The organism is Geodermatophilus sp. CPCC 206100 (assembly GCF_048569675.1).
GTDB lineage: Bacteria > Actinomycetota > Actinomycetes > Mycobacteriales > Geodermatophilaceae > Geodermatophilus.
Genome location: NZ_JAQISV010000019.1, coordinates 37724 through 62530 on the forward strand (window position 1 = coordinate 37724; position 24807 = coordinate 62530).

Below are 24807 nucleotides of genomic sequence, written 5' to 3' on the forward strand. Positions count from 1 at the left end.
ACACCTCACTGCGAGGTACACGCACGTCGATCACGGAGTACGGGCGGACCGTCTCCCTCGCCGGGCAACCCCCTCACGGTACCCGACGCACCTTCTGTCGGTTGTCGCGGTAACTGACGCGAGCGGGCGCCGTCCGCACCGTGTGGTCGCCGGAGCCGCGGTACAGCCGGTGTCCGGCGACCACACCGCGACTCTCGCGCCGCTCTGTCCGGTCAGCTGGCGCCGTCGAAGAGGCTCGTGACCGAGCCGTCCTCGAAGACCTCCTTGATCGCCCGGCCCAGCAGCGGGGCGATGGAGAGGACGGTGAGCTTGTCGAACTGGCGGGCCGGCTCGATCGGCAGCGTGTTGGTCACGATGACCTCGCTGATCTGGCTGTTCTTCAGCCGGTCCACGGCCGGGCCGGAGAGGACTCCGTGGGTCGCGGTGACGATCACGTCGGCGGCCCCGGCCGCGAAGAGGGTCTCGGCGGCCTTCACGATCGTGCCGCCGGTGTCGATCATGTCGTCGACCAGGATGCAGACCCGCCCCTCGACCTCACCGACGACGCGGTTGGCCTTCACCTCGTTGGGCTTCATCGGGTCGCGCGTCTTGTGGATGAAGGCCAGCGGGACGCCGCCGAGCTTGTCGGTCCAGCGCTCGGCGACCCGCACCCGGCCCGAGTCCGGCGAGACGACGGTGATGTCGCGCTCGCCCCAGCGCTCGCACACCTGCTTGACCAGCAGGTCGAGGGCGAACAGGTGGTCGACGGGGCCGTCGAAGAAGCCCTGGATCTGGGCGGTGTGCAGGTCGACGGTCATGAGCCGGTCGGCGCCGGCGGTCTTGAACAGGTCGGCGACCAGGCGGGCGGAGATCGGCTCGCGGCCGCGGTGCTTCTTGTCCTGCCGGGCGTAGGGGAAGAACGGTGCGACGACGGTGATCCGCTTGGCCGACGCGCGCTTGAGCGCGTCGACCATGATCAGCTGCTCCATGAGCCAGGTGTTCAGCGGCGCCGTGTGGCTCTGCACCACGAAGGCGTCGCAGCCACGTACCGACTCCTCGAACCGGACGAACAGCTCGCCGTTGGCGAACTCGTAGGCCGCGGTCGGAGTGGGCGTCACGCCCAGGTGGCCGGCGATCTCGTCGGCCAGCTCGGGATACGCCCGGCCGGAGAACAGCATCAGGCTCTTGCTCGTCGTCTGCCGGATGGCGCTCATCGGCTCGGGTACCCCTGCTCTTCGGTTGGCCGTCTCGACGGTTACTCCGACGCCGTCGTCCGAGTGTCGGCCGCTGCCGCGGCCCGCGCATCCCCGGCCGCCTCGGCGGCCCTCGCCGCGGGCGTCCCGGGACGTCGCCGCTGCACCCAGCCTGCCACATCGCGCTGAGTGGCCCGCGCCACGGCCAGGGCCCCCGGCGGGACGTCGGAGGTGATCACCGACCCGGCCGCGGTGTAGGCGCCGTCCCCGACCGTGACCGGCGCGACGAGCATGGTGTCGGAGCCGATGCGGACGTGGTCGCCGACGGTCGTGTGGTGCTTGGCCACACCGTCGTAGTTGACGAAGACGGTCGCGGCGCCGATGTTGGCCCCGCGCCCGATGGTCGCGTCGCCGACGTAGGACAGGTGCGGCACCTTGGAGTCCTCGCCCACCGAGACGTTCTTGGTCTCGACGAACGCCCCGACCTTGGACCGCCCGGCCAGCCGGGTGCCCGGCCGCAGGTAGCTGAACGGGCCGACGGTCGCGTCCGGGCCGATGACCGCCCCGAGGACGTGCGAGCGCACCACGGTGGCACCCTCCTCCACGGTGCTGTCGACCAGGGTGGTGTCCGGGCCGACGACCGCGCCGGCCGCCACCGACGTCGTCCCCCGGAGCTGCACGCCGGGCTCGAGCAGCGCGTCGGCCGCCACGGTGACGTCGACGTCGACCCAGGTGGTGGCCGGGTCGACGACGGTGACCCCGGCGCGCATGAGCTCGTCGAGCACGCGGTCGTTGAGCGTGCGGCGGCGGGCGGCGAGCTCGCGGCGGTCGTTGCAGCCGAGGACGTCGGCCGGGTCCTCGGCGCGGACGGCGGCGACCGGCGCCCCGCCCTCGACCAGCGGGGCGAGCGCGTCGGTCAGGTACTGCTCGCCCTGCGCGTTGTCGGTGGCCAGGCCCGCGAGCACCCGGCGCAGGGTGGCGGCGTTCGCCACGTACACGCCCGCGTTCACCTCGCGGACGGCCCGCTGCGCGTCGGTGGCGTCGCTCTCCTCGACGATCGCCCGGGGGGCGCCGTCCCCGTCGCGGATGATCCGGCCCAGCCCGGTGGGGTCGTCGACCTCGGCGGTGAGCACGCTGAACACGCTGCCCGCCGCGGAGTGGCCCTCGACGAGCGCGGCGAGGGTCTCCTGCCGCAGCAGCGGGGCGTCGCCGTTGACGACCAGGACCGGCCCCTCCAGGTCCGGGACGGCGGCCAGCGCCACGGCGGCAGCGTGCCCCGACCCGCGCTGCTCCTCCTGCACCACCGGCCGCGCGCCGGGCGCGATCGCGGCCAGGTGCTCCTCGACCAGCTCCCGGCCGGACCCCACCACCACCAGCGTGTGCTCCGCGCCGAGCGGCTCCGCCGCGGCCAGTACGTGGCCGAGCATGCTGCGGCCGCACAGGTCGTGCAGCACCTTGGGCCGGGCCGACCGCATCCGCGTGCCCTGCCCGGCGGCGAGGACGACGACGGCGGCGACGGTCGGGCGGGTGGGAACGGTCACGGGTCTCCTCGTGCCTGGGACGGCGGTGCCTGGGGCTGGGACGGCGTGGCTGGGGGACTCGGACTCGAACCGAGACTTCCCGGCTCCAAAGGCCGGCGGGCTGCCGATTACCCCATCCCCCACTGGCGGGCGTCGCCGACGGCCGGCGGCGCGGACGCCGGGCGGCGTCCCCCTGGAGACTAGGTCGCCGACCGGACGGGGGCACCGACCACTCCCGGATGTCACCCAGGAGCCCGACAGGCGGCCGGACCTACGGTGCCGTAGGTTACGGCCTCGCACCCGGCTCCGTATGCGCGAGACCGTCGCCGGACCGGCTCGACACCGCCCTGGAGGCCGCTTGTCCGCCCCTGCCCCCACCCGGCCCACCGCTCCGGTGCGCCCCACCGCCGACCCGGACGCCGGCCTGCCGGCGAACGCGCTCGGCAAGGAGAAGGGCGCGGTCGAGCAGATCACGCTCTACGTGTTCGTCGTCGTGCCGTTCCTGGCGCTGGCCGCCGTCGTCCCCGCCGTGTGGGGCTGGGGGCTGTCGTGGCTCGACGTCGGGCTGGCCGTGGGCTTCTACTTCCTGACGCTGCTGGGCGTGACCGTCGGCTACCACCGGCACTTCACCCACGGCTCGTTCAAGGCGCGCCGGCCGCTGCGCATCGCACTGGCCGTCGTCGGGTGCATGGCGATCCAGGGCCCGGTCGTCCAGTGGGTCGCCGACCACCGCCGGCACCACGCCTTCTCCGACCGGGAGGGCGACCCGCACTCACCGTGGCGCTACGGCACCGACACGAGGGCGCTGCTCAAGGGCATGTGGCACGCGCACCTGGGCTGGCTGTTCGACCGCCGGCAGACCAACCCCGAGCGCTACGCGCCCGACCTGCTCAAGGACACGGCGCTGCGCCGCGCGAGCCGGCTGTTCGTGGTGTGGGCGTTCCTCAGCCTGGCCCTGCCGGCCGTCGTCGGCGGGCTGGTCACCGGCACCTGGGCCGGGGCCTGGTCGGCGTTCTTCTGGGCCGGCCTGGTCCGGGTCGCGCTGCTGCACCACGTGACCTGGTCGATCAACTCGGTGTGCCACGTCGTCGGCAGCCGGCCGTTCGCCTCCCGCGACCGGGCGACCAACTTCTGGCCGCTGGCCGTCCTCAGCGCCGGGGAGTCCTGGCACAACCTGCACCACGCCGACCCGACCTGCGCCCGGCACGGCGTGCTGCGCGGGCAGGTCGACATCAGCGCCCGCGTCATCTGGCTGTTCGAGAAGCTCGGCTGGGCACGCGACGTCAAGTGGCCGGACCCGGTGCGGCTGGCCGCCAAGCGCCAGGCCGCGGCGACGGCCACCTCCTGACCGGCGGCCCCGGGGGCGCTCCCCGCCCCCGGGTGCGGATGACCGGCGCGCAGCGGCGCCGGCAGCTGCTCGACGTCGGCCGCGAGCTGTTCGCCCAGCGCGGGTACGAGGCGGCGTCGATCGAGGAGCTGGCCGCCCGGGCGGAGGTCAGCAAGCCGGTCGTCTACGAGCACTTCGGCGGCAAGGACGCGCTCTACGCCGTCGTCGTCGACCGGGAGATGCAGCAGCTGCTCGACCGGTTCACCTCGGCCCTCGCCGCCGGCGGCTCCCCGCGGGCGCTGCTGGAGCGGGCGGCGCTGGTCCTCCTCGACTACGTCGAGGAGGACACCGACGGCTTCCGGGTCCTGTCCCGCGACTCCCCCGGGACGACGGCGCACGGCCCGCACCCCTCGCTGCTCGGCGAGCTGGCCGCGCGGGTGGAGCACATCCTCGCCGCGCAGTTCGCCGTCCGCGGGTACGACCCCGGGCTGGCCGGGCTCTACAGCCAGGCGCTGGTGGGCATGGTGGGGCTGGTCGGCCAGTGGTGGCTGGAGATCCGCGCACCGGCGAAGCGGGAGGTGGCCGCGCGCCTGGTGGACCTCGCCTACAACGGGCTGGCCCACCTGCAGCGCGACCCCGTCCTCGCCGACGACGACCGCCGGTAGCCGGCGTCGGCCGACGGGCTCCCGGTGGCCTCAGCCGACCAGCCGCGCACCGGGCACCGGGCCGTGCACCGCCCGCACCGTGCGGAAGACGCCCTCGCCGGCCAGCTGGGCGGTCAGCCGCACCGCGGCCTCCTCGTCCTCGGCCAGGGCCGCCACCGTGGGCCCCGAGCCGCTGACGATCGCCGCCGGGGCGCCGGCACCGGTGGCCGCGCGCAGCGCCCGGCGCAGGGCCGGCCGCAGGGAGATCGCCGGGGCCTGCAGGTCGTTGGCCAGCGCGGCGGCCAGGGCCGGCACCGGCCCGCTGCGCAGCGCGGCGATGACCGGCTCCGGCGGCGCCGGCTCCGCGCCGCCGGGGACCCGCCCCTCCGCCCGGAGCCGGTCCAGCTCCGCGTACACCGCCGGGGTGGACAGCCCCTCGCCGGCGATCCCGAGGACCCAGTCCCAGCGGCGGCGGGCCAGCACCGGCGAGAGCTGCTCGCCGCGCCCGGAGCCCAGCGCGATCCCGCCCTGGAGGCTGAACGGGACGTCGCTGCCGAGCTCCGCGGCCAGCGCCACGAGCTCCCCCCGGGTGGCGTGTGTGCCCCACAGCGCGTCGAGGGCGACCAGCGCGGCGGCGGCGTCGGCGCTGCCCCCGGCCAGGCCCGCGGCGGCCGGGATCGACTTGTCGATGCCGATCGTCGCCTCGGCCGGCACCCCGGCCCGCTCGGCGAGCAGCTCGGCGGCGCGCCACACGAGGTTGCGGCGGTCGGCGGGGACGGCGTCCGGGCCGCTACCCGTCGTCCCCTCGCCGGTGACGGTGAGCGCCAGCCCCTCGCCCCGGCGCACGGTGACGGTGTCGAACAGGGAGACGGCCAGGTAGACGGTGCGCAGCTCGTGGAAGCCGTCGGGGCGCAGCGGCCCCACCGCGAGGTGCACGTTGACCTTGGCCGGCGCGCGGGCCACGACGGCGCCGTCCCCCGTCAGCCGTCCGGGGCCGCCCGGGGACGACCAACTCACGACGGCACCGTCGCGGCCAGCCGCGCGAAGTCGGTGACCGACAGCTGCTCGCCGCGGGTCGCGGGGTCGATCCCGGCGGCCCGCAGCCGCTGCTCGGCCGCCGCCGGGCTGCCCGCCCAGCGGGCCAGCGCGGCGCGCAGGCCCTTGCGGCGCGTCGCGAAGGCGGCGTCGACGACGGCGAAGGTCGCCGCGCGGTCCCCCGGCGGCGGGGGCCGGCGCACCAGGGACACCAGCCCGGAGTCGACGTTGGGCTCGGGCCAGAAGACCCGGCGCCCGACGTTGCCCGCCCGGCGCACCTCCCCGTACCAGGCGGCCTTCACCGACGGGATGCCGTAGGCGGCGCCGCCCGGCGCGGCGGCCAGCCGCTCGGCGACCTCGGCCTGCACGAGGACGAGGGCGCGGCGCAGCGTCGGGAACAGCTCCAGCAGGTGCAGAAGGACGGGCACCGCCACGTTGTACGGCAGGTTGGCCACCAGCGCCGTGGGCGGCGGCCCGGGGAGGTCGGCGATCCGCAGCGCGTCGGCCTCGACGACGGTCAGCCGGTCGGCCAGGGCCGGCGACCGCTCGCCGACCGTCTGCGGCAGCAGGGCGGCGAGGCGGGGGTCGATCTCGACCGCGGTCACGCGCGCGGCGGCCGGCAGCAGCCCGAGGGTGAGCGAGCCGAGCCCGGGACCGACCTCCAGGACGACGTCCTCGGGGGTGAGCTCGGCGGTCCGGACGATCCGCCGGATGGTGTTGGCGTCGTGCAGGAAGTTCTGCCCGAGGGACTTGGTCGGACGCAGGTCGAGCTGCTGGGCCAGCTCGCGGATCGCGGCCGGGCCCAGCAGCCCGTCGGTGTGCTCGGGCGGCGGAGTCAGAGCGAGCCGATCAGCCGAACAGCCGGGAACCGCAGTGCGGCCACTGGCCGGCTCCGGAGCGCTGGTAGAGCTGCTGCGCGCGGAACGTCTGCTCGTCGGCCGAGGCCGCCGAGGGGCTGCCGGTGCCGCCCACGGCGTTCCACGTCTGCTGCGAGAACTGGTAGAGGCCGTGGTACTTGCCCGTGGAGCTCACCGCGTTGGGGCGGCCGCCGGACTCGCACTGCGCCAGCGCGCCCCAGTTGAGGCCGTCCGCGGACGGCGCGTTGCCGCTGGAGGCCGCGGGGCGCTCCTTGGTGCCGACGGTGACCTGCTCGGCGACCGGCTCGCGGGTGACGGCGGTGCGCAGCTGCTCGCGGCCGGTCTCCACGCCGTCCACCACGGTGACCCGGAAGGTGGTGCTCTGCTCGCCCTCGACGCCGGGCCGGGTCACCTTCTCCTCACCCTCGAAGGCGTTCGGGTCCTGGGTCTCGACGGTCTCGTGCGGGATCGGGGTGGCGACGGTGACCTCGTCCACCCGCACCCGGAAGACCTGCAGCCGCATGCCGTTCATCAGGGCCTGCGTCGGGTAGATGCTCGTCCGGTCGGTCTGGCCGAGGGTGACGCCGTGCTCGGCGAGGAGGTCGCCCGCGGTGGCCGCGGTGGTGGTCACGACGTCCTGCCGGCCGTCGACGACGAGGGTGACGCTCTTGGGCGTGCTGATCGACAGCGTCATGCCGTCGAGCGGGAGGCGCTCGCTGCGGCTGGCGGAGACCACGAGGTCCTCGGCGCGGTAGCCGAGCTGCTCGAGCGCCTCGTCGACGGACAGGGCGGTCACGTAGACCTCGCTCTCCACGCCGTCCACGGTGAGCCGGAGCGGCCGCGCCCGGTTGACGACGACGGTGTCCCCGTCGGCGACGGTCGCGCCGGAGTCGGGGAGCACGACGTCGTGCGACTGCGTCTGGAGACCCTCCTCCTCGAGCACCTCACCGACGGTGCCGGCGTAGGTGCTGACCTCGCGCGCCTGCCCGTCGACGGTCAGCGTCAGCGACTTCTGGGCGGCGAAGTAGGCCAGGGAGCCGCCCACCAGTCCGAGCAGGACGAGGGCGAAGAGGGCGAGCTTCAGCGATCGGTGCACGACACATCCACGGGGTCACGGGAGCCGGGCAGAGGTGAGCGCGCACGGAGGACCCACCGGCGGGCGGGTCCCGAGCGCGTTCCCGCTCCGAACGGCAGTCGACCGGGAGCTGGCGCTCCCGGTCGCGGTGCCGTCCGGGTCGGTCCCCACCCCGGCTGGTCACGACACGATAACGAACACGACGCACCTGGCAACGGTGCGCAGCGAGTGAACCAGAGGGCCGAGGTGTCGACTTGTGGACGCGCCGACACGCTGCGTGAACGACGTGCCGGGTGGGACGGGCGGGGCGGATGCGCAGCGTGAGATCGGCGCGGTGAGCAAGGCCACAGTGTGGCGGCCGCCTCCCAGGGGCAGCGGCGGGCGGCTCAGCCGGCCAGCGCGCGGTCGTTCGACCGCACCGGGCGCAGCCAGGTGAGCAGGAAGGCGGCCACCGCCAGGCCGGCGGCGAGCGAGGCGAACCCGCCCGCGACGAGCGCCACGGGCACCAGGTCGACGCCCTCGGTCACCCGGTCGCCGAGGTCGATGCCGGCGGCCAGCAGCAGCGCGCCGAGCGGCAGCAGCGCCAGGACGCTCACGGCCGCGGCCACCAGGTGCGCCGTCCACGTCCGCAGCGCCTCGTCGACCGGCACGTCGGCCCCCTCGGCCGGCAGCGGCCGGGTCACGGCGCGCAGCAGCGCCACCTCGGCCAGCAGCCAGGCGAGGACGGGCACGACCAGCGCCACCCAGCCCACGGAGTCGGGCAGGTTGCCCCGCTGCCACATGAGGACGGCGGTCAGCAGCTCGGCGAGCACGACCACCCGCATCGACCACAGGAGCAGCAGCGAGATCTGCTCGGAGCGCCGGGGCCGGCGGGGCGGGGTTCCGGCGCGCCACCGGGGGCGGGGCCGGGTCGCCTCGGCCAGCACGACGCCGGTCAGGAGCCCGATGGCCAGCGCGGGCGCCCAGAGGAACACCGAGGCCTCGGCGAACAGCACCACGCTGACGACGATGCCGACGACGCCCAGCAGGAACCCGAGCCGGCGCACCCGGCGGCCGTGCAGCGCCTGGCGCCGCAGCGTGGCCGCCCCCTCCGGGGTGGGGACGGCGAACTCGACGGCGGCCGCGGCGACGGCCCGGCGGCCGGCCGCGAGGGCCCAGGCCCGCGCCAGCAGGACACCCGGCACCAGGACGGCGATGAACAGCACGACGGCGATGAGGCGACCCACGACCACAGTGTCCACGCTTCGGCGGGGAGCGGGAGCAGACCCGTCACCGCCCGGCGGGCAGCTCCTCGTCCCAGCGGCCGAACACCCGCTCGGCGGTGGCCGTGAGCGCTGCGCACAGCTCGTCCAGCGCCACCCCGGTGACCCCGGCCAGCGCCCGCACCGTCAGGGGCACCAGGCGGGAGGCGTTGGGTCGGCCCCGGTGCGGCATCGGCGTGAGGAACGGCGAGTCGGTCTCCACCAGCAGCTGGTCGAGCGGGGTGCGCGCCGCGGCCTCGCGCAGGTACGCGGCGTTGCCGAACGTCAGGGTGCCGGCGAAGGAGAGCACGGCGCCGCGCTCGACGCAGGCCGTGGCGAACGCGGCGTCGCCGGAGAAGCAGTGGAAGACCGTGTGCTCGGGCGCGCCCTCGTCGTCGAGCACGCGCAGGATCTCCTCGTGCGCGTCGCGGTCGTGGATGACCAGCGCGACCCCCCGGTCCTTGGCGATCCGGATGTGTGCCCGGAACGACGCCTCCTGCGCCGCCCAGCCCCCGGACCCGGTCCGGAAGCGGTCCAGGCCGGTCTCCCCCACCGCGCGCACCCGCGGCAGCGCGGCGAGGCGATCGATCTCGGCCAGGGCCTCCTCGGTGGCGGCGCCGGCGCCGGCCTCGTTCGGGTGGACGGCCACGGCGGCGAGCACGTTCGGGTGCCGCGCGGCCAGCTCGGCCGACCACCGCGAGGAGCCGACGTCCACCCCGACCTGCACCAGCCGCGGAACGCCGACCGCCGCGGCGGCGGCGATCTCGGCGTCCACCGCCGCCTCGTCGGGCAGCCGGTCGCTGTCCAGGGCGATGTCGAGGTGGGTGTGGCTGTCGACCGCCGGCGACGGGAGGGGCTCCGGGGAGGGCGGCGGCTCACCCCGCCGGTTCGCCCGCGACGCGGCCGACCGGCTCACGCGCCACCCCCGGCGGCCTGCGTGGCCACGGAGGCCGTCACTCGCCCTCCAGGCGCCGCAGCTCCTCCTCGACGATCGACTCGTCGAGCTTCTGGAACACCGGCGTGGGCGGGGCCAGCGGGATGCCCGGCTGCAGCGGCCGGGACGCCCAAACCGCCTGCGCCGACTCGTAGTCGCCGGTGATGACCGGATAGGGCGACCCGTCGTCGAGGTCGGTGACCTCGTCGATCCGCGGCGCCGGCGACCACACGCCGGTGCCGCCGAGCAGCTCGTGGATCTTCTGCGCGGAGTGCGGGAGGAACGGCGTGAGCAGCGCGTTGCAGTCGCTGATCGCCTGCAGCGCGGTGTGCAGGACGGTGTCCCGGCGGGGCGGGTCCTCCTTGAGCTTCCACGGCGCCTGGTCGGACAGGTACTTGTTCGCCTCGCCGACGACCCGCATCGCCTCGGCCGCGGCCGCCTTCTGCCGGTTGCGGGCCAGCAGGTCGCCGATCGGGCCGAAGGCCGCCTTCGTCGTCGCCAGCAGGGCCTGGTCGGCCTCGGTGAGCTCGCCGGGGGTGGGGACGGCGCCGACGTTCTTCGCGGCCATCGACACCGAGCGGTTGACCAGGTTGCCCCAGCCGGCGACCAGCTCGTCGTTGTTGCGCCGGCGGAACTCCGACCAGGTGAAGTCGGTGTCCTGGGACTCCGGGCCGGCGGCGGCGATGAAGTAGCGCAGCGCGTCGGCGTCGTAGCGGGCCAGGAAGTCGCGCACGTAGATCACGACCTGGCGCGAGGAGGAGAACTTGCGCCCCTCCATCGTCAGGAACTCGCTGGAGACCACCTCGGTGGGCAGGTTGAGCCGGCCGAGCGAGCCCGGGGTGCCCCCCTTGTCGCCCTCGCCGTCGTACCCGAGCAGCTGGGCGGGCCAGATCTCGGCGTGGAAGACGATGTTGTCCTTGCCCATGAAGTAGTAGGCGTCGGCGTCCGGCGTCTGCCACCACTGGCGCCACGCGTCGTCGTCCCCCGACCGGCGGGCCCACTCGATCGACGCCGACAGGTAGCCGACGACGGCGTCGAACCACACGTAGATGCGCTTGTCCGGCCGGTCCCGCCAGCCCTCCAGCGGCACGGCGACGCCCCAGTCGATGTCGCGGGTGTAGCTGCGCGGCTTGAGGTCGGTCAGCAGGTTCTTGGCGAAGTTCAGCACGTTGGGCCGCCAGCCCCGGCGGCTGTCCAGCCAGTCGCCCAGCGCCCGGGTGAACGCCGGCAGGTCGAGGAAGTAGTGCTCCTCCTCGACGAACTTCGGCGTCTCGCCGTTGATCCGGCTCCGCGGGTTGATGAGGTCGACCGGGTCCAGCTGGTTGCCGCAGTTGTCGCACTGGTCGCCGCGGGCGCCGTCGTAGCCGCAGATCGGGCAGGTGCCCTCGATGTAGCGGTCGGGCAGCGTGCGCCCGGTCGACGGGCTGATCGCGCCCAGCGTCGTCTGCGGGAAGACGTAGCCGTTCTTCAGCAGCCCCAGGAAGATCTCCTGGCTGATCTGCGCGTGGTTGACCGTCGTCGTCCGGGTGAACAGGTCGTAGGAGAGGCCCAGCGACTGCAGGTCGCCGACGATGATCCGGTTGTTGCGGTCGGCGATCTCCTGCGGGGACACGCCCTCGGCGTCGGCGGCGACGGTGATCGGCGTCCCGTGCTCGTCGGTGCCGCTGACCATCAGCACCCTGTCCCCCACCATGCGGTGGTAGCGGCTGAAGACGTCCGAGGGGACGCCGAAGCCGGAGACGTGTCCGATGTGCCGCGGGCCGTTGGCATAGGGCCAGGCCACGGCGGTCAGGATGTGCCGATCAGTCACGGCACGAGCGTACGGAGCGCCGTCCAGCGGTTCAGGGCTGGCTGCTGCCCACCGTCGCCGGCACGTCGGTCCCGCCGCCGTCCAGGGGCGTGGTGAGCGCGAGGGCGCACAGGACCAGCCCGATCGTGACCAGCGTGGCGGCCTGCAGTGCCGGCCGCGCGCAGGCCGGCTCGGGGCGGGTGGACGGGGCCCGGGGACCGGCGGCCACCCAGGCCAGCACCGTCGGCGCGCCGGCGAGCAGCAGCTTCCCCACCGGGACGCCGAGCAGGAGCAGGACCAGCGCCGGCAGCGGCAGCGCGGTCGGGGCGGGGAGTCCACCGGCGAGGGCCAGGAGCAGCAGGCCGCCGACGAGCACCAGCTCGCCGGTGGCGACCCCGGTGTAGAGCCGCCGTCCGGACCCGTCGACCAGCAGCGCCCCGGATCCGGCGCACAGCACGACCCAGGCGGCCAGCGCGACGAGGACGAGCGCGACGACCGCGCCCGAGGGCCGCAGTGGCGACAGCAGCAGTCCGTCCAGGCCGGTCAGCGCGCCCGCGACCAGGGCGACCGCCTCCAGGCCCGCGATGCCGCCGGCCGCCAGCACCGCCACCGGCGGTTGCCGCCGGGCGGTGGACGGCGGCACGCCGGTGGTCCGGGGGTCGACGACGGTGCTCGCCACGGTGCTGCTCTCCCTGGCCGGGGACGACTGTCACCGGTCGGGTCGGCCTGCGGAGGCGCTCGCTGTACGGCCGCGGCGGGGTGCCTCACCCCTCAGGGGGGCTCAGGCGCGCGAGACGTCCTTGCCGCCGCCGCCGCCGCTGCCGGTGGAGGCCGGACGGCGCTCGCCCGTGGCCATCCGGCTGCGCCGGCGGCCGTAGAGGAAGTAGACGCCCACGCCGATCGCCATCCAGACGAGGAACCGCAGCCAGGTGTCGACCGGCAGGTTGGCCATCAGCCAGAGGCAGGCGGCGGCGGAGACCCACGGCAGCACCTGGATGAACGGCACGCGGAACGACCGCTCGAGGTCGGGCCGGGTGCGCCGCAGCCACCACACCCCGATCGAGACCAGCAGGAAGGCGAACAGGGTGCCGATGTTGACCAGCTCGGCCAGGGCCGACAGCGGCACCAGCCCCGCCAGGACCGCCACGACCACGCCGGTCGCGATGGTGATGCGGTACGGCGTCCCGTAGCGGGGGTGCACGCGGGCCAGGCCGGGCGGCAGCAGGTGGTCGCGGCTCATCGCGAACAGCACCCGCGACTGGCCGAGCATCAGGATCATGACCACCGACGTCAGCCCCGCCAGCGCGCCCAGCGAGATGACGCTGGAGAAGAACGTCAGGCCGTTGGCCGCGAACGCCCCGGCCAGCGGCGCGCTCGCGCTGAGCTCGGTGTAGTTCTGCATGCCCACGACGACCAGGGACACCGCCACGTAGAGCAGGGTGCAGATCGCCAGCGACCCGATGATCCCGCGCGGGAGGTCCCTGGCGGGGTTGCGGGTCTCCTCGGCCGCCGTCGCCACGATGTCGAAGCCGATGAAGGCGAAGAAGACGATCGCGGCACCGGCCAGGACGCCGCTCCACCCGAAGCTGGCCTGCGTGAAGCCGAGCAGCTGGATGAGCGGCGTGTGCAGCCCGCCCTCCCCCTCGCCGGCGGGCTCGGACGGCGGGACGAACGGCGAGTAGTTGTCGGCGTTCAGGTAGAAGAGCCCGACCACGATGACCAGCAGGACGACGGCCAGCTTGATCGCGACGATCACAGCGGTGACCCGCGACGAGAGCTTGATCCCGAGGACGAGCACCCCGGTCATCGCGAGGGCGATCAGGATGGCCGGGATGTTGAAGGTCGCCGTCTCGCCCGCGATCGCCGACGGCAGCGCGATCCCGATGTCGTCGAGCAGCTGGTTGAGGTAACCCGACCAGCCGACCGACACCGTCGCGGCGCCGAGGGCGAGCTCGAGGACGAGGTCCCAGCCGATGATCCAGGCGACGAACTCGCCGAAGGTCGCGTAGGAGAACGTGTACGCCGACCCGGCCACCGGGACGGTCGAGGCGAACTCGGCGTAGCAGAGGGCGGCCAGCCCGCAGACCACGCCGGCGATCACGAAGCTGATCGCCACCGCGGGGCCGGCCTGGTCGCGCGCCACCAGGCCGGTGAGCACGAAGATGCCCGTCCCGATGATCACGCCGACGCCGAAGACCGTGAGGTCCAGCCCGGAGAGGTGCTTCTTGAGCCGGTGTTCCGGTTCGTCGGTGTCCCGGATGGAGTCCTCGACGGACTTGACCCGGCGCGTGTTGGCGGCCACGACGTCCCCTCCCGGCGGGCCGGCGGAGGCCGGCACGGCTCGACGCGGGCAGCGTCGCACGGTCCGGGCCGGGGCGCATGCCTACGCTGGCAGCCCAGGCCGACCGGGAGAGGAGCGCGGATGACCGGCACGGAGACCCCGCGCGGCGCGGCGGAGGAGTGGTCGGCGGACACACCGGCGCTGCGCCCGCGCCCCGCCGGCCCCCGCCCGGCCGGTCCGCCACGGACGACGCCGCCCCGGGCCGAGGGCGTGGGCCCGGTCGTCGACTGCGGCATCTACGTCGCCGGCCGGCGCGAGGAGGCGAGCCACCCGCACGACGCCCTCGCCGAGGCCACCGCCCGCGGCGGCTTCGTGTGGCTGGGGCTGTACGCGCCGACCGAGGTCGAGCTCGGCGCGATCGCCGAGCGGTACGGCCTGCACCCCCTCGCCGTCGAGGACGCGGTCTACGCCCACCAGCGACCCAAGCTCGAGCGCTACGACGACGGGCTGTTCATGGTGCTCAAGACCGCGACCTACGTGGAGCACGACCAGCTGACCGCGACCAGCGAGGTGGTCGACACCGGCGAGGTCATGGTCTTCCTCGGCTCGAACTACGTGATCACCGTCCGGCACGGGGAGCACGGCGGTCTGACCGACCTCCGGCACACCATGGAGAGCCAGCCCGACCTGCTGTGCCTCGGGCCCGCGGCGGTGCTGTACGCGGTCGCCGACCACGTGGTCGACGCCTTCGTCGACGTCGCCAGCGCGGTGGAGGAGGACGTCGACGAGCTGGAGGCGGCGGTGTTCAGCGACCGGCGCTCCGACGACATCGGGCGGCTGTACCAGCTCAAGCGGGAGCTGATGTCGCTGCGCCGGGCGGTGTCCCCGCTGGAGGTGCCGCTGCAGAAGCTGTCCGAGCGGCAGATCGACGTCGTCCCCGAGGCCATGCGGTCCTACTTCCGCGACGTCGAGGACCACGCCATCCGCGTGCGCGACCAGGTGTCGGGGCTCGACGAGCTGCTGACGTCCATCCTGCAGGCGTCGCTGGCCCGGACGTCGCAGGCCGACAACGAGGACATGCGGAAGATCTCGGCGTGGGCCGGCATCATCGCCGTCCCCACGGCGATCGCCGGGATCTACGGGATGAACTTCGAGTTCATGCCCGAACTGAAGTGGCGCTACGGCTACTTCATGGTGCTGCTGGTGATCCTGTCGGTGTGCGTCGCCCTCTACCGGGGCTTCAAGCGCAACGGCTGGCTCTGACCCCGGCGGCGACTCCGCGCGCCGTGTGCACACACCGCGAACGGGCGGGCACCGGAACCGCGCTGCGTGCACATCCCGTCATCGCCGGACCGCCGCCCGCAGGGTGGCCAGCACCTCCGCGGGCCGGTGCAGGTCGGCGGCCGTGACGAAGACGACGGTCCAGCCGGCGGCCTGGAGGCGGTTGAGGCGCCTCCGGTCCCTCGCGAACTGGCCCGGCTCAGCGTGCCACGCCCCGTCGTACTCGACGGCGACCCGCAGGTCGGGCCAGGCGAAGTCCACCCGGGCCACCTCCCGGCCCTCGTGCCGGACGCGGTACTGCGCGACGGGGACCGGCAACCCGCCGTCCGCCATCAGCAGCCGCAGCCGCGTCTCCTGGGGCGACTCGGCGAGGCCGTCCGCACGACGACAGGCTCGTCGCACCCGCGCCGACGCAGCTCCCGGCGCGGCGACCCGGGAGCGGACCGCCGCCAGGTCGACGACGCCCGCGGTGACCAGCCGGTCGATCGCCACGACCGCGTCATCCGGCTCGAGGAGCGCCGCCGCGCGGACCGTCGCCGCCACCGGGGACACCACCCGCACGCGGTCCAGCAGCCGGACGTCGGCCGGGTCGAGGGGCATGCGGCGCACCCGGACGCCGGGGATCCGTCGCGGGTGCGATCCCGGCGGGAGGACCACCTCGACGTCGTCCCGCTCGTCGGCGAGGTCGACACCCCACAGCACCGCGGCGCTGAGCCCCGAGACGACGGCGCCCGGGAGGAGCAGCCGTGCCGCTGCCCGCGCGCGCAGCCGGTGCGTGTCCGGCACCCGGGCGTCGACGTAGACGTCCCGGTAGACCCGACGGCAGCAGGGACCGCGCAGCTGGGCAGGGGTGAGCAGCCCCCGCCGGACCACGTCGGTCCCCCGGAACACCCGGTTCCGCAGCGGGTCGGGCAGGCGGGTCGCCGTCGGCATGCGCGCAGGCTCGCCGATCAGGCTGGCGAGCCTCTCCCGGCCGTCCACAGGGAGCGTCGTGTGCACATCTCGCGGTTCGGGCGCCCGCCGGATCACGCTGTGTGCACACGGTGCGGGCGCGGGCGGCGGGCAGGGGGTCAGGGGGACTTGGCGGCGACGACGGCGTCGTAGACGGTGCGCCGGGGCAGCCCGGTCCGGACGACGACGGCGCGGATGGCGTCCTTGCGCGTGGCGCCCGCCGCCTCCTCCGCGGCGACCTCGGCGGCCAGCTCGGCCGGCGAGAGCGCCACCGGGCCGGCCGGCGCGCCACCGACGACCAGGGTGATCTCCCCGCGCACGCCGTCCACGGCCCAGGCGGCGAGCTCCGCGAGGGTGCCCCGGCGGACCTCCTCGTGGGTCTTGGTCAGCTCCCGGCAGACGGCCGCCGGGCGATCGGGACCCAGCGCCTCGACCGCGTCGGCCAGCGCGTCGCCCAGCCGGTGCGGGGACTCGAAGAAGACCATCGTGCGGCGCTCGTCGGCCAGCCCGGTCAGACGCGACCGCCGCTCCCCGCCCTTGCGCGGGAGGAACCCCTCGAAGCAGAACCGGTCGACCGGCAGACCCGACACCGCGAGCGCCGTCGTCACCGCCGAGGGCCCGGGGACCGAGGTGACCGGCACCCCCGCGTCGATCGCCGCCCGCACCAGCGTGTAGCCGGGGTCGGAGACCGACGGCATCCCGGCGTCGGTGAGCAGCAGCACTGTCGCACCGGAGGTCAGCGCGTCCAGCAGCCCCGGGAGCCGGGCGCGCTCCACCGACTCGTGGAAGGTGACCACCCGCCCGGTCACCGTCACCTCGAGGTCGGCGGCCAGCCGGTGCAGGCGGCGGGTGTCCTCGACGGCCAGGACGTCGGCCGTCGCCAGCGCCGACCGCAGCCGCGGGCCGACGTCCCCGGGCTGCCCCAGCGGCGCCCCACCCAGCACCAGACGTCCGGTCACGCGGCCGAGCCTGTCACGCCGATCGCCGTGGGCCTGCCTGCAGGGGCCCGGCGCGAGCTCGCGAGGACCGGGGGCGGGCAGGCCCTGTCACTACCCTGACCCCATGGCGGTGCTGGCTCCCGAGCGCGCGGGCGCGGGACACGGCGGGGCCCGCCCGACGACGGTGCGCCGCTGGCCGCTGCCCCGCCCGCGCCGCGACGGGACCCCGCCGCTGCCCCCGGACCGGTGGCTGTCGTGGGCGCTCACCGCGGTGCTCGCCCTGGCCACGGTGCTCAGCCGGTTGTGGCACCTGAGCTATCCCGGCGACCTGCTGTTCGACGAGGCCTACTACCCGCCCGAGGCGCGGGAGCTGCTCGAGTGGGGCCACGAGTACAACCGCGGCTACACGTTCATCGTCCACCCGCCGCTGGGCAAGTGGCTCATCGCGAGCGGCATCCACCTGTTCGGCTACGACTCGCAGGGCTGGCGGATCCCGTCGGTGGTCGCCGGCACGGTCACGGTCGTCGTCCTCACCCGGCTGACCCGCCGGCTCACCGGGTCGACGTTCCTCGGCCTGGTCGCCGGGGTCCTGCTCGCGCTCGACGGGATCGCCTTCACGCTGTCGCGCATCGGCCTGCTCGACGTGTTCCTGCAGGCGTTCGTCGTCTCGGCGGTCGCCTGCCTGGTGGTCGACCGGGACCACGTGCGGGCGCGGGTCCGGGCAGCGGGCGAGCGGGCCGGCGCCGGGTTCGCGCTGGGCCCCCGCGGCTGGCGGCTGGCGGCCGGGTTCCTCTTCGGCTGCGCCTGCGCGGTCAAGTGGAGCGGCGTGTACTTCCTCGCGCTGTTCGCCGTCCTGTCGCTGTTCTGGGACCGCGCCGCCTGGCGCGAGGCCGGTGCCCGCCGTCCCACGTGGACCGCCGCCCGGCGCGGGCTGCCGGGGGCGCTGTGGGCGCTGGCCGCGGTCCCGGTGCTGACCTACCTGGCCAGCTTCACCGGCTGGTTCCTCGGCGAGACCTCGCAGGGCAAGGCGTGGGCGCAGCAGAACCCGGACACCGCCGTGCCGTGGGTCCCGGACGCGCTGCGCTCGCTGTGGCACCAGCACGCGGAGTGGCTGCGGTTCCACAGCGGCCTGTCGACGCCGCACCCGTGGGAGTCGGGGCCGTGGACGTGGCTGGTGAACGGCCGGCCCATCCTGCTGTGGAACCCGCAGGGGCTCACCGACTCAGCCGGTGACCAGGTGGTCCGGTACATCCTCATGGTGGGGACGCCGACCCTCTGGTTCGCGTTCGCGCCGGCGCTGGTCTGGCTGGCCTGGCGGCTGGTCGCCCGTCGCGACCCCGCCGCGCTGGTGACGGCCACCGCGATCGCCGCGGGCTGGGGGACGTGGTTCCTCAGCCCCGAGCGGACGATGTTCGTGTTCTACACCGCCCCGCTCGTGCCCTTCCTCGTGCTCGCCGTGGTGCTCGTGCTGCAGGACGTGCTGGGCCGGCCCGGCGCGGAGCCGTGGCGCCGCCAGACGGGGTTGGCGGTCGTCGCGCTCTACGTGGGGGTGGTCGCGGCGACGTTCGCCTACTTCTTCCCCGTGCTGACCGGGCAGCCGCTGTCGCACGCCGAGTGGCTGGACCGGATGTGGTTCCCCTCCTGGTTCTGACGCCGGACCTCCCGGCGCCCCCGGCGCGGGGGTGCCCGACCCTGCTGTCCGCCCGCGCCTGACGGCGTCGCGCCCCCTACGGTGACTGCACCGGTACGGGAGGGACGGCGATGACCAGCACACACGAGCGACCGCGGGTGCTGACCGAGGTGGACGGCGACGTCTGGCGGATCACCCTGGACCGGCCGGAGACGGGCAACGCCCTCGACCCGCTCATGGCCGAGGAGCTCGCCGCGGCGTTGCGTGATCGCCCCGCATCGACCCGCACCGTCCTGCTGCTCGGCAACGGCGACCGGTTCTGCGTGGGCGGGGACGTGCGGGCCTTCGCCTCCGTCGAGGACCCCGGCGGCTACGTCGGGCAGCTCGCGCGGGACTGGCACCAGGTGATCCGGACGCTGCTGTACACGCCCGTGCCCGTGGTCGCCGGCGTGCAGGGCGCGGTCGCCGGCGCGGGCGTCGGGCTCATGGGGGCCTGCGACATCGTCGTGTGCGCCCGGTCCACGAAGATCCGGCCCGCGTACGGGGCCATCGGCTACTCGCCGGACGGCGGCAGCTCGTGGGCGCTCACCCGCGCCCTCGGCGCTCCCCGGGCCCTGGAGCTGATGCTCACCAACGGCGCGCTCACCGCCGCCGAGGCGCACATGTTCGGCCTGGTCGCCCGCCTCGTGGAGGACGAGGAGGTGCACCAGGCGGCGATCTCCCTGGCGCACGCGGTGGCGGCCGGCCCGGTGCGCGCGATGGTGCGCACCCGCGCCCTGGTGCGGCAGGCCGCCGTCCACACGCTGGACCAGCAGCTGGACGACGAGGCGCGGATGATCGCCGAGTCCGCCGCCGACCCGGAGGGCCGTGAGGGCGTGCGGGCGTTCGTCGAGAAGCGGCAGCCGGACTTCCGCGGCGCGGGCTGACCGGCGGCGCTCACCGACCCTGCAGGACAGCCCGCAGCTCCTCGGCGAAGCGGTCGACGTCGTCGGTGCTGTTGTAGAAGTGCGGCGACACCCGCACGTACCCCTTCTTCTCGACGACGTGCACCCCGCGCTCCAGCAGCTGCCCGACGACCGCCGGCGCGTCGTCGGTGCGGAAGCTGACGATCCCCGCGCGGGCGGTGGCGGGCGTGGCCGGCGCGCGGCCCATCGCGGTGACCGCGTCGAGGACGCGCTGGGCGAGGGCGTCGACCCGCCGGTACACCCGCGGCCAGCCGACCTGCTCGAGGTGGGCCAGCGTCGCGTCCAGCACGTACAGACCGGGGTAGTTGGGGTCGGCGTACTCGAACGCGCTGCTCGGGGGCGCGTTGCGGTAGCCGCGGTAGGCCGGGGTGAGCAGCTCCCGCGCCCGGTCCCGGAACACCCCGATGCCGGTGCCGAAGCCCGACAGCAGCCACTTGAACACCGCCGAGCCGTAGACGTCGACGTGCGAGAGGTCGACCGGGACCGCGCCCAGCGCCTGGATGCCGTCGACGACGAGCAGCGCGCCGACCTCGCGGCAGGCGCGCCCGAGCCGGGTCAGGTCGAGGCGGGTGCCGGTCACCGTGTGCACGTGCGAGACCGCCAGCACGCGGGTGCGCGGGGTCAGCGCCGCCAGGAGCCGGTCCTCCCGCTGGCCCTCGGCACCGGGTTCCACGCGCACCAGCCGGCCGCCCGCGGCCTCCGCCGCCACCCACGGCCAGACCACGGAGGGGAAGTCGTCGTCGGCGACGACGACCTCGTCCCCGGGCCGCCAGTCGACGCTGTTCGCGGCGAGGTTGAGGACCTCGCTGGTGTTCCGGAAGAACCCCACGTCCCCGGCCGGGACGCCGAGCAGCTCGGCCACCCGTTGCCGCGTGCGGTCGCCCTGACGCATCCAGGTCCGCTGCCCGTCGGCGCCCCGGCTGGCGACGTCGTCGTAGTAGGTCGCCGCGGCGGCCGCCTGCCCGCGCCAGGCGAGCCCGGCGCCGCCGGAGTTCAGGTAGGCGCGCCCCTCCAGGTACGGGAAGCCCGCCCGGACCCGCGCCAGCCAGTCCTCAGCGGTCACCGGGCAGCCCGGCGACCGCCTGGACCTCCACCTTCGCGCCGGGCACCACCAGCGCGGCGACCACCACGGTGGCGCTGGCCGTGCGCGCGTCGCCGAAGAAGTCGCGCTTGGCGCGGTCGACCGCGGCGGCGTCGGCCGGGTCGGTGAGGTAGGTGGTGACCGACAGGACGTCCTGCGGGCGCGCCCCGGCCGCCTCGAGCACGGTGCCGATGTTGGCGTACACCTGTCGCGCCTGGGCGCCGGCGTCGTCGCCTCCCACGACCTCCAGCTGCTCGTTCGTCGGCCCGCACCCGGAGAGGTGCAGCAGGTCCCCGAAGCGCACGGCGTCGGTGTAGTGCCCGATCGGCGGGTGCAGCCGCTCGGCCCGGATCTCCTGTCGCACGTGCTGCCTCCCGGGGTCGTCCTGCTCCGAGCGCCCAGCCTGGGTGACCGGTTCGCGCCGGGAAACGGCCCTTCCACGCGGTGGGAGGACGGGTCGGCCCGGCCGCATGGGCCGGGGAGGCTGGGATCCCGCGGGACAGGGCAGACGGGAGCGTCGGTGGACGAGTGGCACGCACGGGTCCGGGCGGACTTCCCGTACCGCGAGGGGCGGACCTACCTGCAGTCCGCCGGCGTCGGGCTGCCCGTCCCGGCGGCGGACGCCGCGGCCGGGCAGTACTACCGGGACGTCGCCGGTCTCGGCGTGGACGCCCAGCAGCTGTGGCACCGCCCGGCGCAGCGGGCCAGGGAACGCCTGGCCCGCCTGCTCGGCGTCCCGGTCGCGGACGTCGGCTGGTTCCGCAACACCAGCGAGGTGCTCAACCTGGCCGCCGCCAGCGTCGACTGGCACCCCCGGGACGAGGTGGTGGTCGCGGCCGACGACTACCCGGGGGTGCTGCTGGCCTGGACGCGGGCCGAGACCGCCGGCGCCACGGTGGTGCGCGTCGACCCGGGCCGGGCGCAGGAGCGCCAGCAGCGACTCCTCGACGCGCTCACCCCGCGGACCCGGGTGCTGGCGGTCTCCCACGTGCACCCGTGGACCGGCACGAAGCTCGACCTCACCGTGCTCGGCCGCGCCTGCCGGGAGGTGGGCGCGCTGCTGGTGGTGGACGGCATCCAGGCTCTCGGCGCCACCCCGGTCGAGCTGTCCTGCGTCGACGTGTACGGCGCCGGCGTCTTCAAGTGGCTGCTGTCCGGCTTCGGAACGGCGGTCGGCGTCTTCCGGGAGCGCGCCCGCGAGCAGCTGACCCCGGCCTACCGCAGCTACGCCAACCCGCCGCCGAGCACGTCCTTCGAGTACTCGGCCCCGAACCTGCCGGGTCTCTACGTCCTCGACGCCAGCACCGCCTACCTCGAGGAGCTGGGCTGGGAGCGGGTGTTCGGCCGGGTCGACGCGCTCGCCGGGCAGGTCGCCGACGCGCTGCGCGGGGCGGGCGTCCAGCCGATCACCCCCGACGGGGCCCGCGCCGGCATCGTCACCTTCGCCCCGGCCGACTCGACCGCCGTCGTCGCCGGCCTCGCCGCGCACGGGGTCGACGTCTCGGACAAGGTCGGCCGGGTGATCGTCTCCCCCCACTTCTACAACGACGCCGAGGACGTCGACCGGTTCGCCGCGGCGCTGCGGGCGGTCCTCCCGTCGGGGCGGCCGGACGCCGGCTGAGCGCCGCTCAGGTCACCACGACCGGCTCCAGGGCGAAGGACGCCCGCGCCACCACGCCCAGCGAGTCGGTGGCGGTCACGGTCACCTCCATGCGGGTGCCCGGGCCGTGGTCGACGAAGGGCCGGGCGTACTCGGGGCCCTCGAACGACTCCCCCGGGTGCTGGTGGCACAGCCCGCCGCTGCAGTGCACCAGGACCTCGCTCCACCGCACGGTCAGCGGCCCGTCCTCGGCGTCGACCGCCGTGGCCGAGGCCTGCACCGGCTCGCCCGGTGTCCAGCGCCGGTTCCCCGGGGGTGCGCTGAGGGTGAGCACCGGCGCGGTGTTGCCGGGGACGACGGTCACGGTGGCCGTGTCGGTCGCGCCGCCCGGGTCGGTGACGGTCAGCGTGGCGGTGACCGGCTCGGTCCCGGGGCCGGCGTAGGTGTGCACCGCCTGCGCGCCCTCGCCGAGGGTGCCGTCCCCGAAGTCCCAGCGGTGGGTCAGCGGTTCGCCGTCCAGGTCGGTGGAGCGGCCGCCGTCGAAGGCGACCGTGCGGGTGGCCGCGTCGACCGTGGCCGCGGCCTGCGCGCGCGGCGGGCGGTTCCCCGGCGCGTACACGAGCCGGTGCAGGACGCTGCCCCGGATGTCGGCCCAGACCACGTCGCCGTTCTCCGGGTGCGGCGCGAACGCCACCGGCGCGCCGTTCTCCGCGCCGAACCCGTCGGCCTCGGTGCCGCGGACGATCGCGCCCCGGGCGTCGTGGCGCAGCGTGTAGACCCGCTGGGAAGAGTAGTCCCCAAAGAAGTAGACACCCTGGTACTCGGGCGGATAGGCGGTGCCCGTGTAGGTGAACCCGCCGGTGACGGCGGTGCCGGCCGGGCCGTGCGGATAGGTGAGCAGCGGCGCGGTGTGGGCGACGCCCTGGCAGGCCGGCAGCTCGGCGTAGCCCGGCGTCGGCACGTCGCCCTCCCAGCAGGGCCAGCCGTAGCTCGCCCCCGGCCGGACGACGTCGAGCTCCTCCCACGTGCCCCAGCCGACGTCGCCCAGCAGCGGCAGTCCGGTGACCGGGTCCAGGCTGAACCGGAACGGGCTGCGGAAGCCGCTGGCGTGCACCCGGCTCTGCCAGGAGGACGGATCGGCGGCGTCGTAGAACGGGTTGCCCGGGACGCCGCGCCCGTCGGGCAGGACGTGCAGCAGCTTGCCGTAGCCGGTGGTGGGGTCCAGCGCCCGCAGCGCGAGGGGGTCGGCGAAGCGGAAGTCGGCGCTGTCGCCGTTGGAGACCCACAGCGTGCCGTCCGGCGCGGCCACGACCGTGGTCATCGCGTGGGTGTCGGTACCGGCCGGCAGCTCGAAGAGGACCCGCTCGTCGGCGAGCCCGGTCGGCGCCGGCGCGCCGAGGAGGGTCCACGCGCTCAGCCGGACCGTCCACTGCCCGCCGACCTCGAGCGTGCGCGTCAGGTACACCGTCGCGCCGTCCGGCGAGACGGCGATGCCCAGGAGCCCGTGGTCGCCGGTGGTCACGACGGACAGCTCGGCGAGCGTGCGGGCCTCCCCCGCAGCCGACACCCACGCCACCCGGCCGTTCTTGCCGGTGGTGAGGTAGCTGCCGTCGGGGAGGAACGTGAAGGCGGTGAGCAGCTCGTCCTGCCCGCTGGGCAGCTCCTGGACGACGAAGCCCGGGGTCAGGGTCGGCGCGGCCGAGGCCGGGACCGCCAGCGCCGCGCTCCCGACCAGCAGTGCGATGAGGAGGCCGAGCCGGAACCACCGCCGGACGGGCCCGCTGCGCTGACGCATGTCCCGCGACGCTGCCCCGGTGCCCGGGCCCCCGCCACTCCGCCGCGCCGGGACCCGCTCCTCCTCCGGGCCGTTGCCCACCCTCGGTGGCCGGGCGGGCACGCAGCGGCCCCGGACCGCGGAGACGACGAAGCCCCGCCCGGGTGGCCCGGGCGGGGCTTCGTGGATGTCGGGTGGAGCTGAGGGGATTTGAACCCCTGACCCCCTCGATGCGAACGAGGTGCGCTACCGGTCTGCGCCACAGCCCCTGACGAACGGAGAGCTTACCGTCCGCGCGCCCCGGCGCCGCCACCGGCCCTCCTGCAGGGTCCCGCCGCGAGCTTGCGAGCGGTGGGGGGCAGGAGGGTCCTTCTTCAGCCGTTGGCGACCTTGCGGGGCTGGTAGACGTCGATGTCGGCGAAGCCGATGTCGTCGTCGTCCAGGCCCACGACGGCGCTGTCCTGCCAGCCCGCGGGCGCCGCGGCGCGGGCGGCCACCACGCGGCCCGGGCGCAGCGGGTGCACCGGCGCCAACGGCAGGCTCGGGTGCGGCAGGCCGACGGTGTGGTGCACCTCCTCGACCGGGGCGGGGGCCTCCTCGGCCACCGGGGCCGGGCGGGGGGCCGGCACCGGACGCGCGGCGGGGCGGGGCTCCGGACGACGTGCGGCGCGGGCGGCGGCCCGGGCGGCACGGCGGGCGGCCAGCCGCTCGC

Annotated in this window: 21 protein-coding genes, 2 tRNA genes and 1 pseudogene; 6 read left to right on the forward strand and 18 right to left on the reverse strand. The window is 75.2% G+C overall.

The annotated features are described in order from the left end of the window. Nucleotides 1–212: 212 nt before the first annotated feature. From PGN05_RS11010 to PGN05_RS11020, 3 genes are all read right to left on the reverse strand, one after another. A complete protein-coding gene (locus tag PGN05_RS11010; RefSeq protein ID WP_419752581.1) occupies nt 213–1193 on the reverse strand; it encodes a ribose-phosphate diphosphokinase in 981 nt (326 codons plus the stop codon). A 41-nt stretch (nt 1194–1234) separates the two neighbouring features. Next, the gene (glmU, locus tag PGN05_RS11015; protein WP_419752582.1) at nt 1235–2713 is read right to left on the reverse strand and encodes a bifunctional UDP-N-acetylglucosamine diphosphorylase/glucosamine-1-phosphate N-acetyltransferase GlmU; all 1479 of its coding nucleotides are present in this window, start codon (nt 2711–2713) and stop codon (nt 1235–1237) included. A gap of 46 nt (nt 2714–2759) precedes the next feature. Continuing rightward, nucleotides 2760–2835: transfer RNA gene (locus tag PGN05_RS11020), tRNA-Gln, on the reverse strand. A gap of 215 nt (nt 2836–3050) precedes the next feature. Here PGN05_RS11020 and PGN05_RS11025 point away from each other — a divergent pair. Both PGN05_RS11025 and PGN05_RS11030 read left to right on the forward strand, forming a co-directional pair. Further along, on the forward strand, nt 3051–4040 hold the full coding sequence (locus PGN05_RS11025) for an acyl-CoA desaturase (protein WP_419752583.1): 990 nt from the start codon (nt 3051–3053) through the stop codon (nt 4038–4040). Nucleotides 4041–4078: 38 nt separating this feature from the next. Beyond that, nucleotides 4079–4684, forward strand: a complete 606-nt coding sequence (locus PGN05_RS11030; RefSeq protein WP_419752584.1) for a TetR/AcrR family transcriptional regulator — start codon at nt 4079–4081, stop codon at nt 4682–4684. Between the two features lie 30 nt (nt 4685–4714). On the opposite strand, the gene PGN05_RS11035 is transcribed toward PGN05_RS11030, so the two are convergent. From PGN05_RS11035 to PGN05_RS11070, 8 genes are all read right to left on the reverse strand, one after another. Beyond that, nucleotides 4715–5680, reverse strand: a complete 966-nt coding sequence (locus PGN05_RS11035) for a 4-(cytidine 5'-diphospho)-2-C-methyl-D-erythritol kinase (RefSeq protein ID WP_419752585.1) — start codon at nt 5678–5680, stop codon at nt 4715–4717. Then, nucleotides 5677–6537 (reverse strand): 16S rRNA (adenine(1518)-N(6)/adenine(1519)-N(6))-dimethyltransferase RsmA, encoded by an 861-nt coding sequence (rsmA, locus tag PGN05_RS11040; RefSeq protein ID WP_419752603.1) that lies wholly within the window; start codon nt 6535–6537, stop codon nt 5677–5679. Before rsmA ends, PGN05_RS11035 begins: the two co-directional genes overlap by 4 nt. 10 nt (nt 6538–6547) lie before the next feature. Then, nucleotides 6548–7651 (reverse strand): ubiquitin-like domain-containing protein, encoded by a 1104-nt coding sequence (locus PGN05_RS11045; protein ID WP_419752586.1) that lies wholly within the window; start codon nt 7649–7651, stop codon nt 6548–6550. 365 nt (nt 7652–8016) lie between these two features. Beyond that, nucleotides 8017–8856, reverse strand: coding sequence for a hypothetical protein (locus PGN05_RS11050; protein ID WP_419752587.1), 840 nt, complete (start codon nt 8854–8856; stop codon nt 8017–8019). Nucleotides 8857–8899: 43 nt separating this feature from the next. Beyond that, nucleotides 8900–9787 carry a TatD family hydrolase gene (locus tag PGN05_RS11055; protein ID WP_419752588.1) on the reverse strand — a complete coding sequence of 296 codons (888 nt, stop codon included), beginning with the start codon at nt 9785–9787 and terminating at the stop codon, nt 8900–8902. A 37-nt stretch (nt 9788–9824) separates the two neighbouring features. Next, the gene (gene metG / locus PGN05_RS11060; protein ID WP_419752589.1) at nt 9825–11615 is read right to left on the reverse strand and encodes a methionine--tRNA ligase; all 1791 of its coding nucleotides are present in this window, start codon (nt 11613–11615) and stop codon (nt 9825–9827) included. A 31-nt stretch (nt 11616–11646) separates the two neighbouring features. Further along, on the reverse strand, nt 11647–12273 hold the full coding sequence (locus tag PGN05_RS11065) for a hypothetical protein (RefSeq protein ID WP_419752590.1): 627 nt from the start codon (nt 12271–12273) through the stop codon (nt 11647–11649). Between the two features lie 102 nt (nt 12274–12375). Further along, complete coding sequence (locus PGN05_RS11070) at nt 12376–13896, reverse strand: amino acid permease (RefSeq protein WP_419752591.1); 1521 nt, start codon at nt 13894–13896, stop codon at nt 12376–12378. A 120-nt stretch (nt 13897–14016) separates the two neighbouring features. On the opposite strand from PGN05_RS11070, the gene corA reads away from it, so the two are divergent. After that, a complete protein-coding gene (gene corA / locus PGN05_RS11075; protein ID WP_419752592.1) occupies nt 14017–15138 on the forward strand; it encodes a magnesium/cobalt transporter CorA in 1122 nt (373 codons plus the stop codon). 78 nt (nt 15139–15216) lie between these two features. Here the strand turns inward: corA and PGN05_RS11080 are convergent, their stop codons facing one another. Both PGN05_RS11080 and rsmI read right to left on the reverse strand, forming a co-directional pair. Further along, nucleotides 15217–16089, reverse strand: a complete 873-nt coding sequence (locus PGN05_RS11080) for a DUF559 domain-containing protein (protein ID WP_419752593.1) — start codon at nt 16087–16089, stop codon at nt 15217–15219. A gap of 137 nt (nt 16090–16226) precedes the next feature. Beyond that, entirely contained in the window at nt 16227–17066 is an 840-nt protein-coding gene (rsmI, locus tag PGN05_RS11085; protein ID WP_419752594.1) for a 16S rRNA (cytidine(1402)-2'-O)-methyltransferase, read from the reverse strand. Between the two features lie 103 nt (nt 17067–17169). Between rsmI and PGN05_RS11090 the strand changes: the two genes are divergently transcribed. Then, nucleotides 17170–18696 (forward strand): dolichyl-phosphate-mannose--protein mannosyltransferase, encoded by a 1527-nt coding sequence (locus tag PGN05_RS11090; protein ID WP_419752595.1) that lies wholly within the window; start codon nt 17170–17172, stop codon nt 18694–18696. Between the two features lie 110 nt (nt 18697–18806). Further along, nucleotides 18807–19601, forward strand: coding sequence for an enoyl-CoA hydratase/isomerase family protein (locus tag PGN05_RS11095; protein ID WP_419752596.1), 795 nt, complete (start codon nt 18807–18809; stop codon nt 19599–19601). 10 nt (nt 19602–19611) lie between these two features. On the opposite strand, the gene PGN05_RS11100 is transcribed toward PGN05_RS11095, so the two are convergent. Both PGN05_RS11100 and PGN05_RS11105 read right to left on the reverse strand, forming a co-directional pair. Next, nucleotides 19612–20703 carry an aminotransferase class V-fold PLP-dependent enzyme gene (locus PGN05_RS11100; protein ID WP_419752597.1) on the reverse strand — a complete coding sequence of 364 codons (1092 nt, stop codon included), beginning with the start codon at nt 20701–20703 and terminating at the stop codon, nt 19612–19614. Next, the gene (locus PGN05_RS11105; RefSeq protein WP_419752598.1) at nt 20693–21085 is read right to left on the reverse strand and encodes a RidA family protein; all 393 of its coding nucleotides are present in this window, start codon (nt 21083–21085) and stop codon (nt 20693–20695) included. Before PGN05_RS11105 ends, PGN05_RS11100 begins: the two co-directional genes overlap by 11 nt. Nucleotides 21086–21241: 156 nt before the next feature. On the opposite strand from PGN05_RS11105, the gene PGN05_RS11110 reads away from it, so the two are divergent. Next, complete coding sequence (locus PGN05_RS11110) at nt 21242–22342, forward strand: aminotransferase class V-fold PLP-dependent enzyme (RefSeq protein ID WP_419752599.1); 1101 nt, start codon at nt 21242–21244, stop codon at nt 22340–22342. Between the two features lie 7 nt (nt 22343–22349). Here the strand turns inward: PGN05_RS11110 and PGN05_RS11115 are convergent, their stop codons facing one another. The 3 genes and pseudogenes from PGN05_RS11115 to PGN05_RS11125 all read right to left on the reverse strand — a co-directional run. Continuing rightward, entirely contained in the window at nt 22350–24116 is a 1767-nt protein-coding gene (locus PGN05_RS11115) for a PQQ-dependent sugar dehydrogenase (RefSeq protein ID WP_419752600.1), read from the reverse strand. 174 nt (nt 24117–24290) lie between these two features. Continuing rightward, nucleotides 24291–24364, reverse strand: a tRNA-Ala gene (locus PGN05_RS11120). Nucleotides 24365–24469: 105 nt separating this feature from the next. Beyond that, a pseudogene (locus tag PGN05_RS11125) lies at nt 24470–24807 on the reverse strand (hypothetical protein); the annotation flags it as partial.

Coding starts and splice junctions, on each gene's coding strand:
- PGN05_RS11010 (WP_419752581.1), bottom strand. CDS start 1,193: ATGAGCGCCATCCGGCAGACGACGAGCAAGAGCCTGATGCTGTTCTCC.
- PGN05_RS11030 (WP_419752584.1), top strand. CDS start 4,079: ATGACCGGCGCGCAGCGGCGCCGGCAGCTGCTCGACGTCGGCCGCGAG.
- corA (WP_419752592.1), top strand. CDS start 14,017: ATGACCGGCACGGAGACCCCGCGCGGCGCGGCGGAGGAGTGGTCGGCG.
- PGN05_RS11080 (WP_419752593.1), bottom strand. CDS start 16,089: ATGCCGACGGCGACCCGCCTGCCCGACCCGCTGCGGAACCGGGTGTTC.
- PGN05_RS11090 (WP_419752595.1), top strand. CDS start 17,170: ATGGCGGTGCTGGCTCCCGAGCGCGCGGGCGCGGGACACGGCGGGGCC.
- PGN05_RS11095 (WP_419752596.1), top strand. CDS start 18,807: ATGACCAGCACACACGAGCGACCGCGGGTGCTGACCGAGGTGGACGGC.
- PGN05_RS11115 (WP_419752600.1), bottom strand. CDS start 24,116: ATGCGTCAGCGCAGCGGGCCCGTCCGGCGGTGGTTCCGGCTCGGCCTC.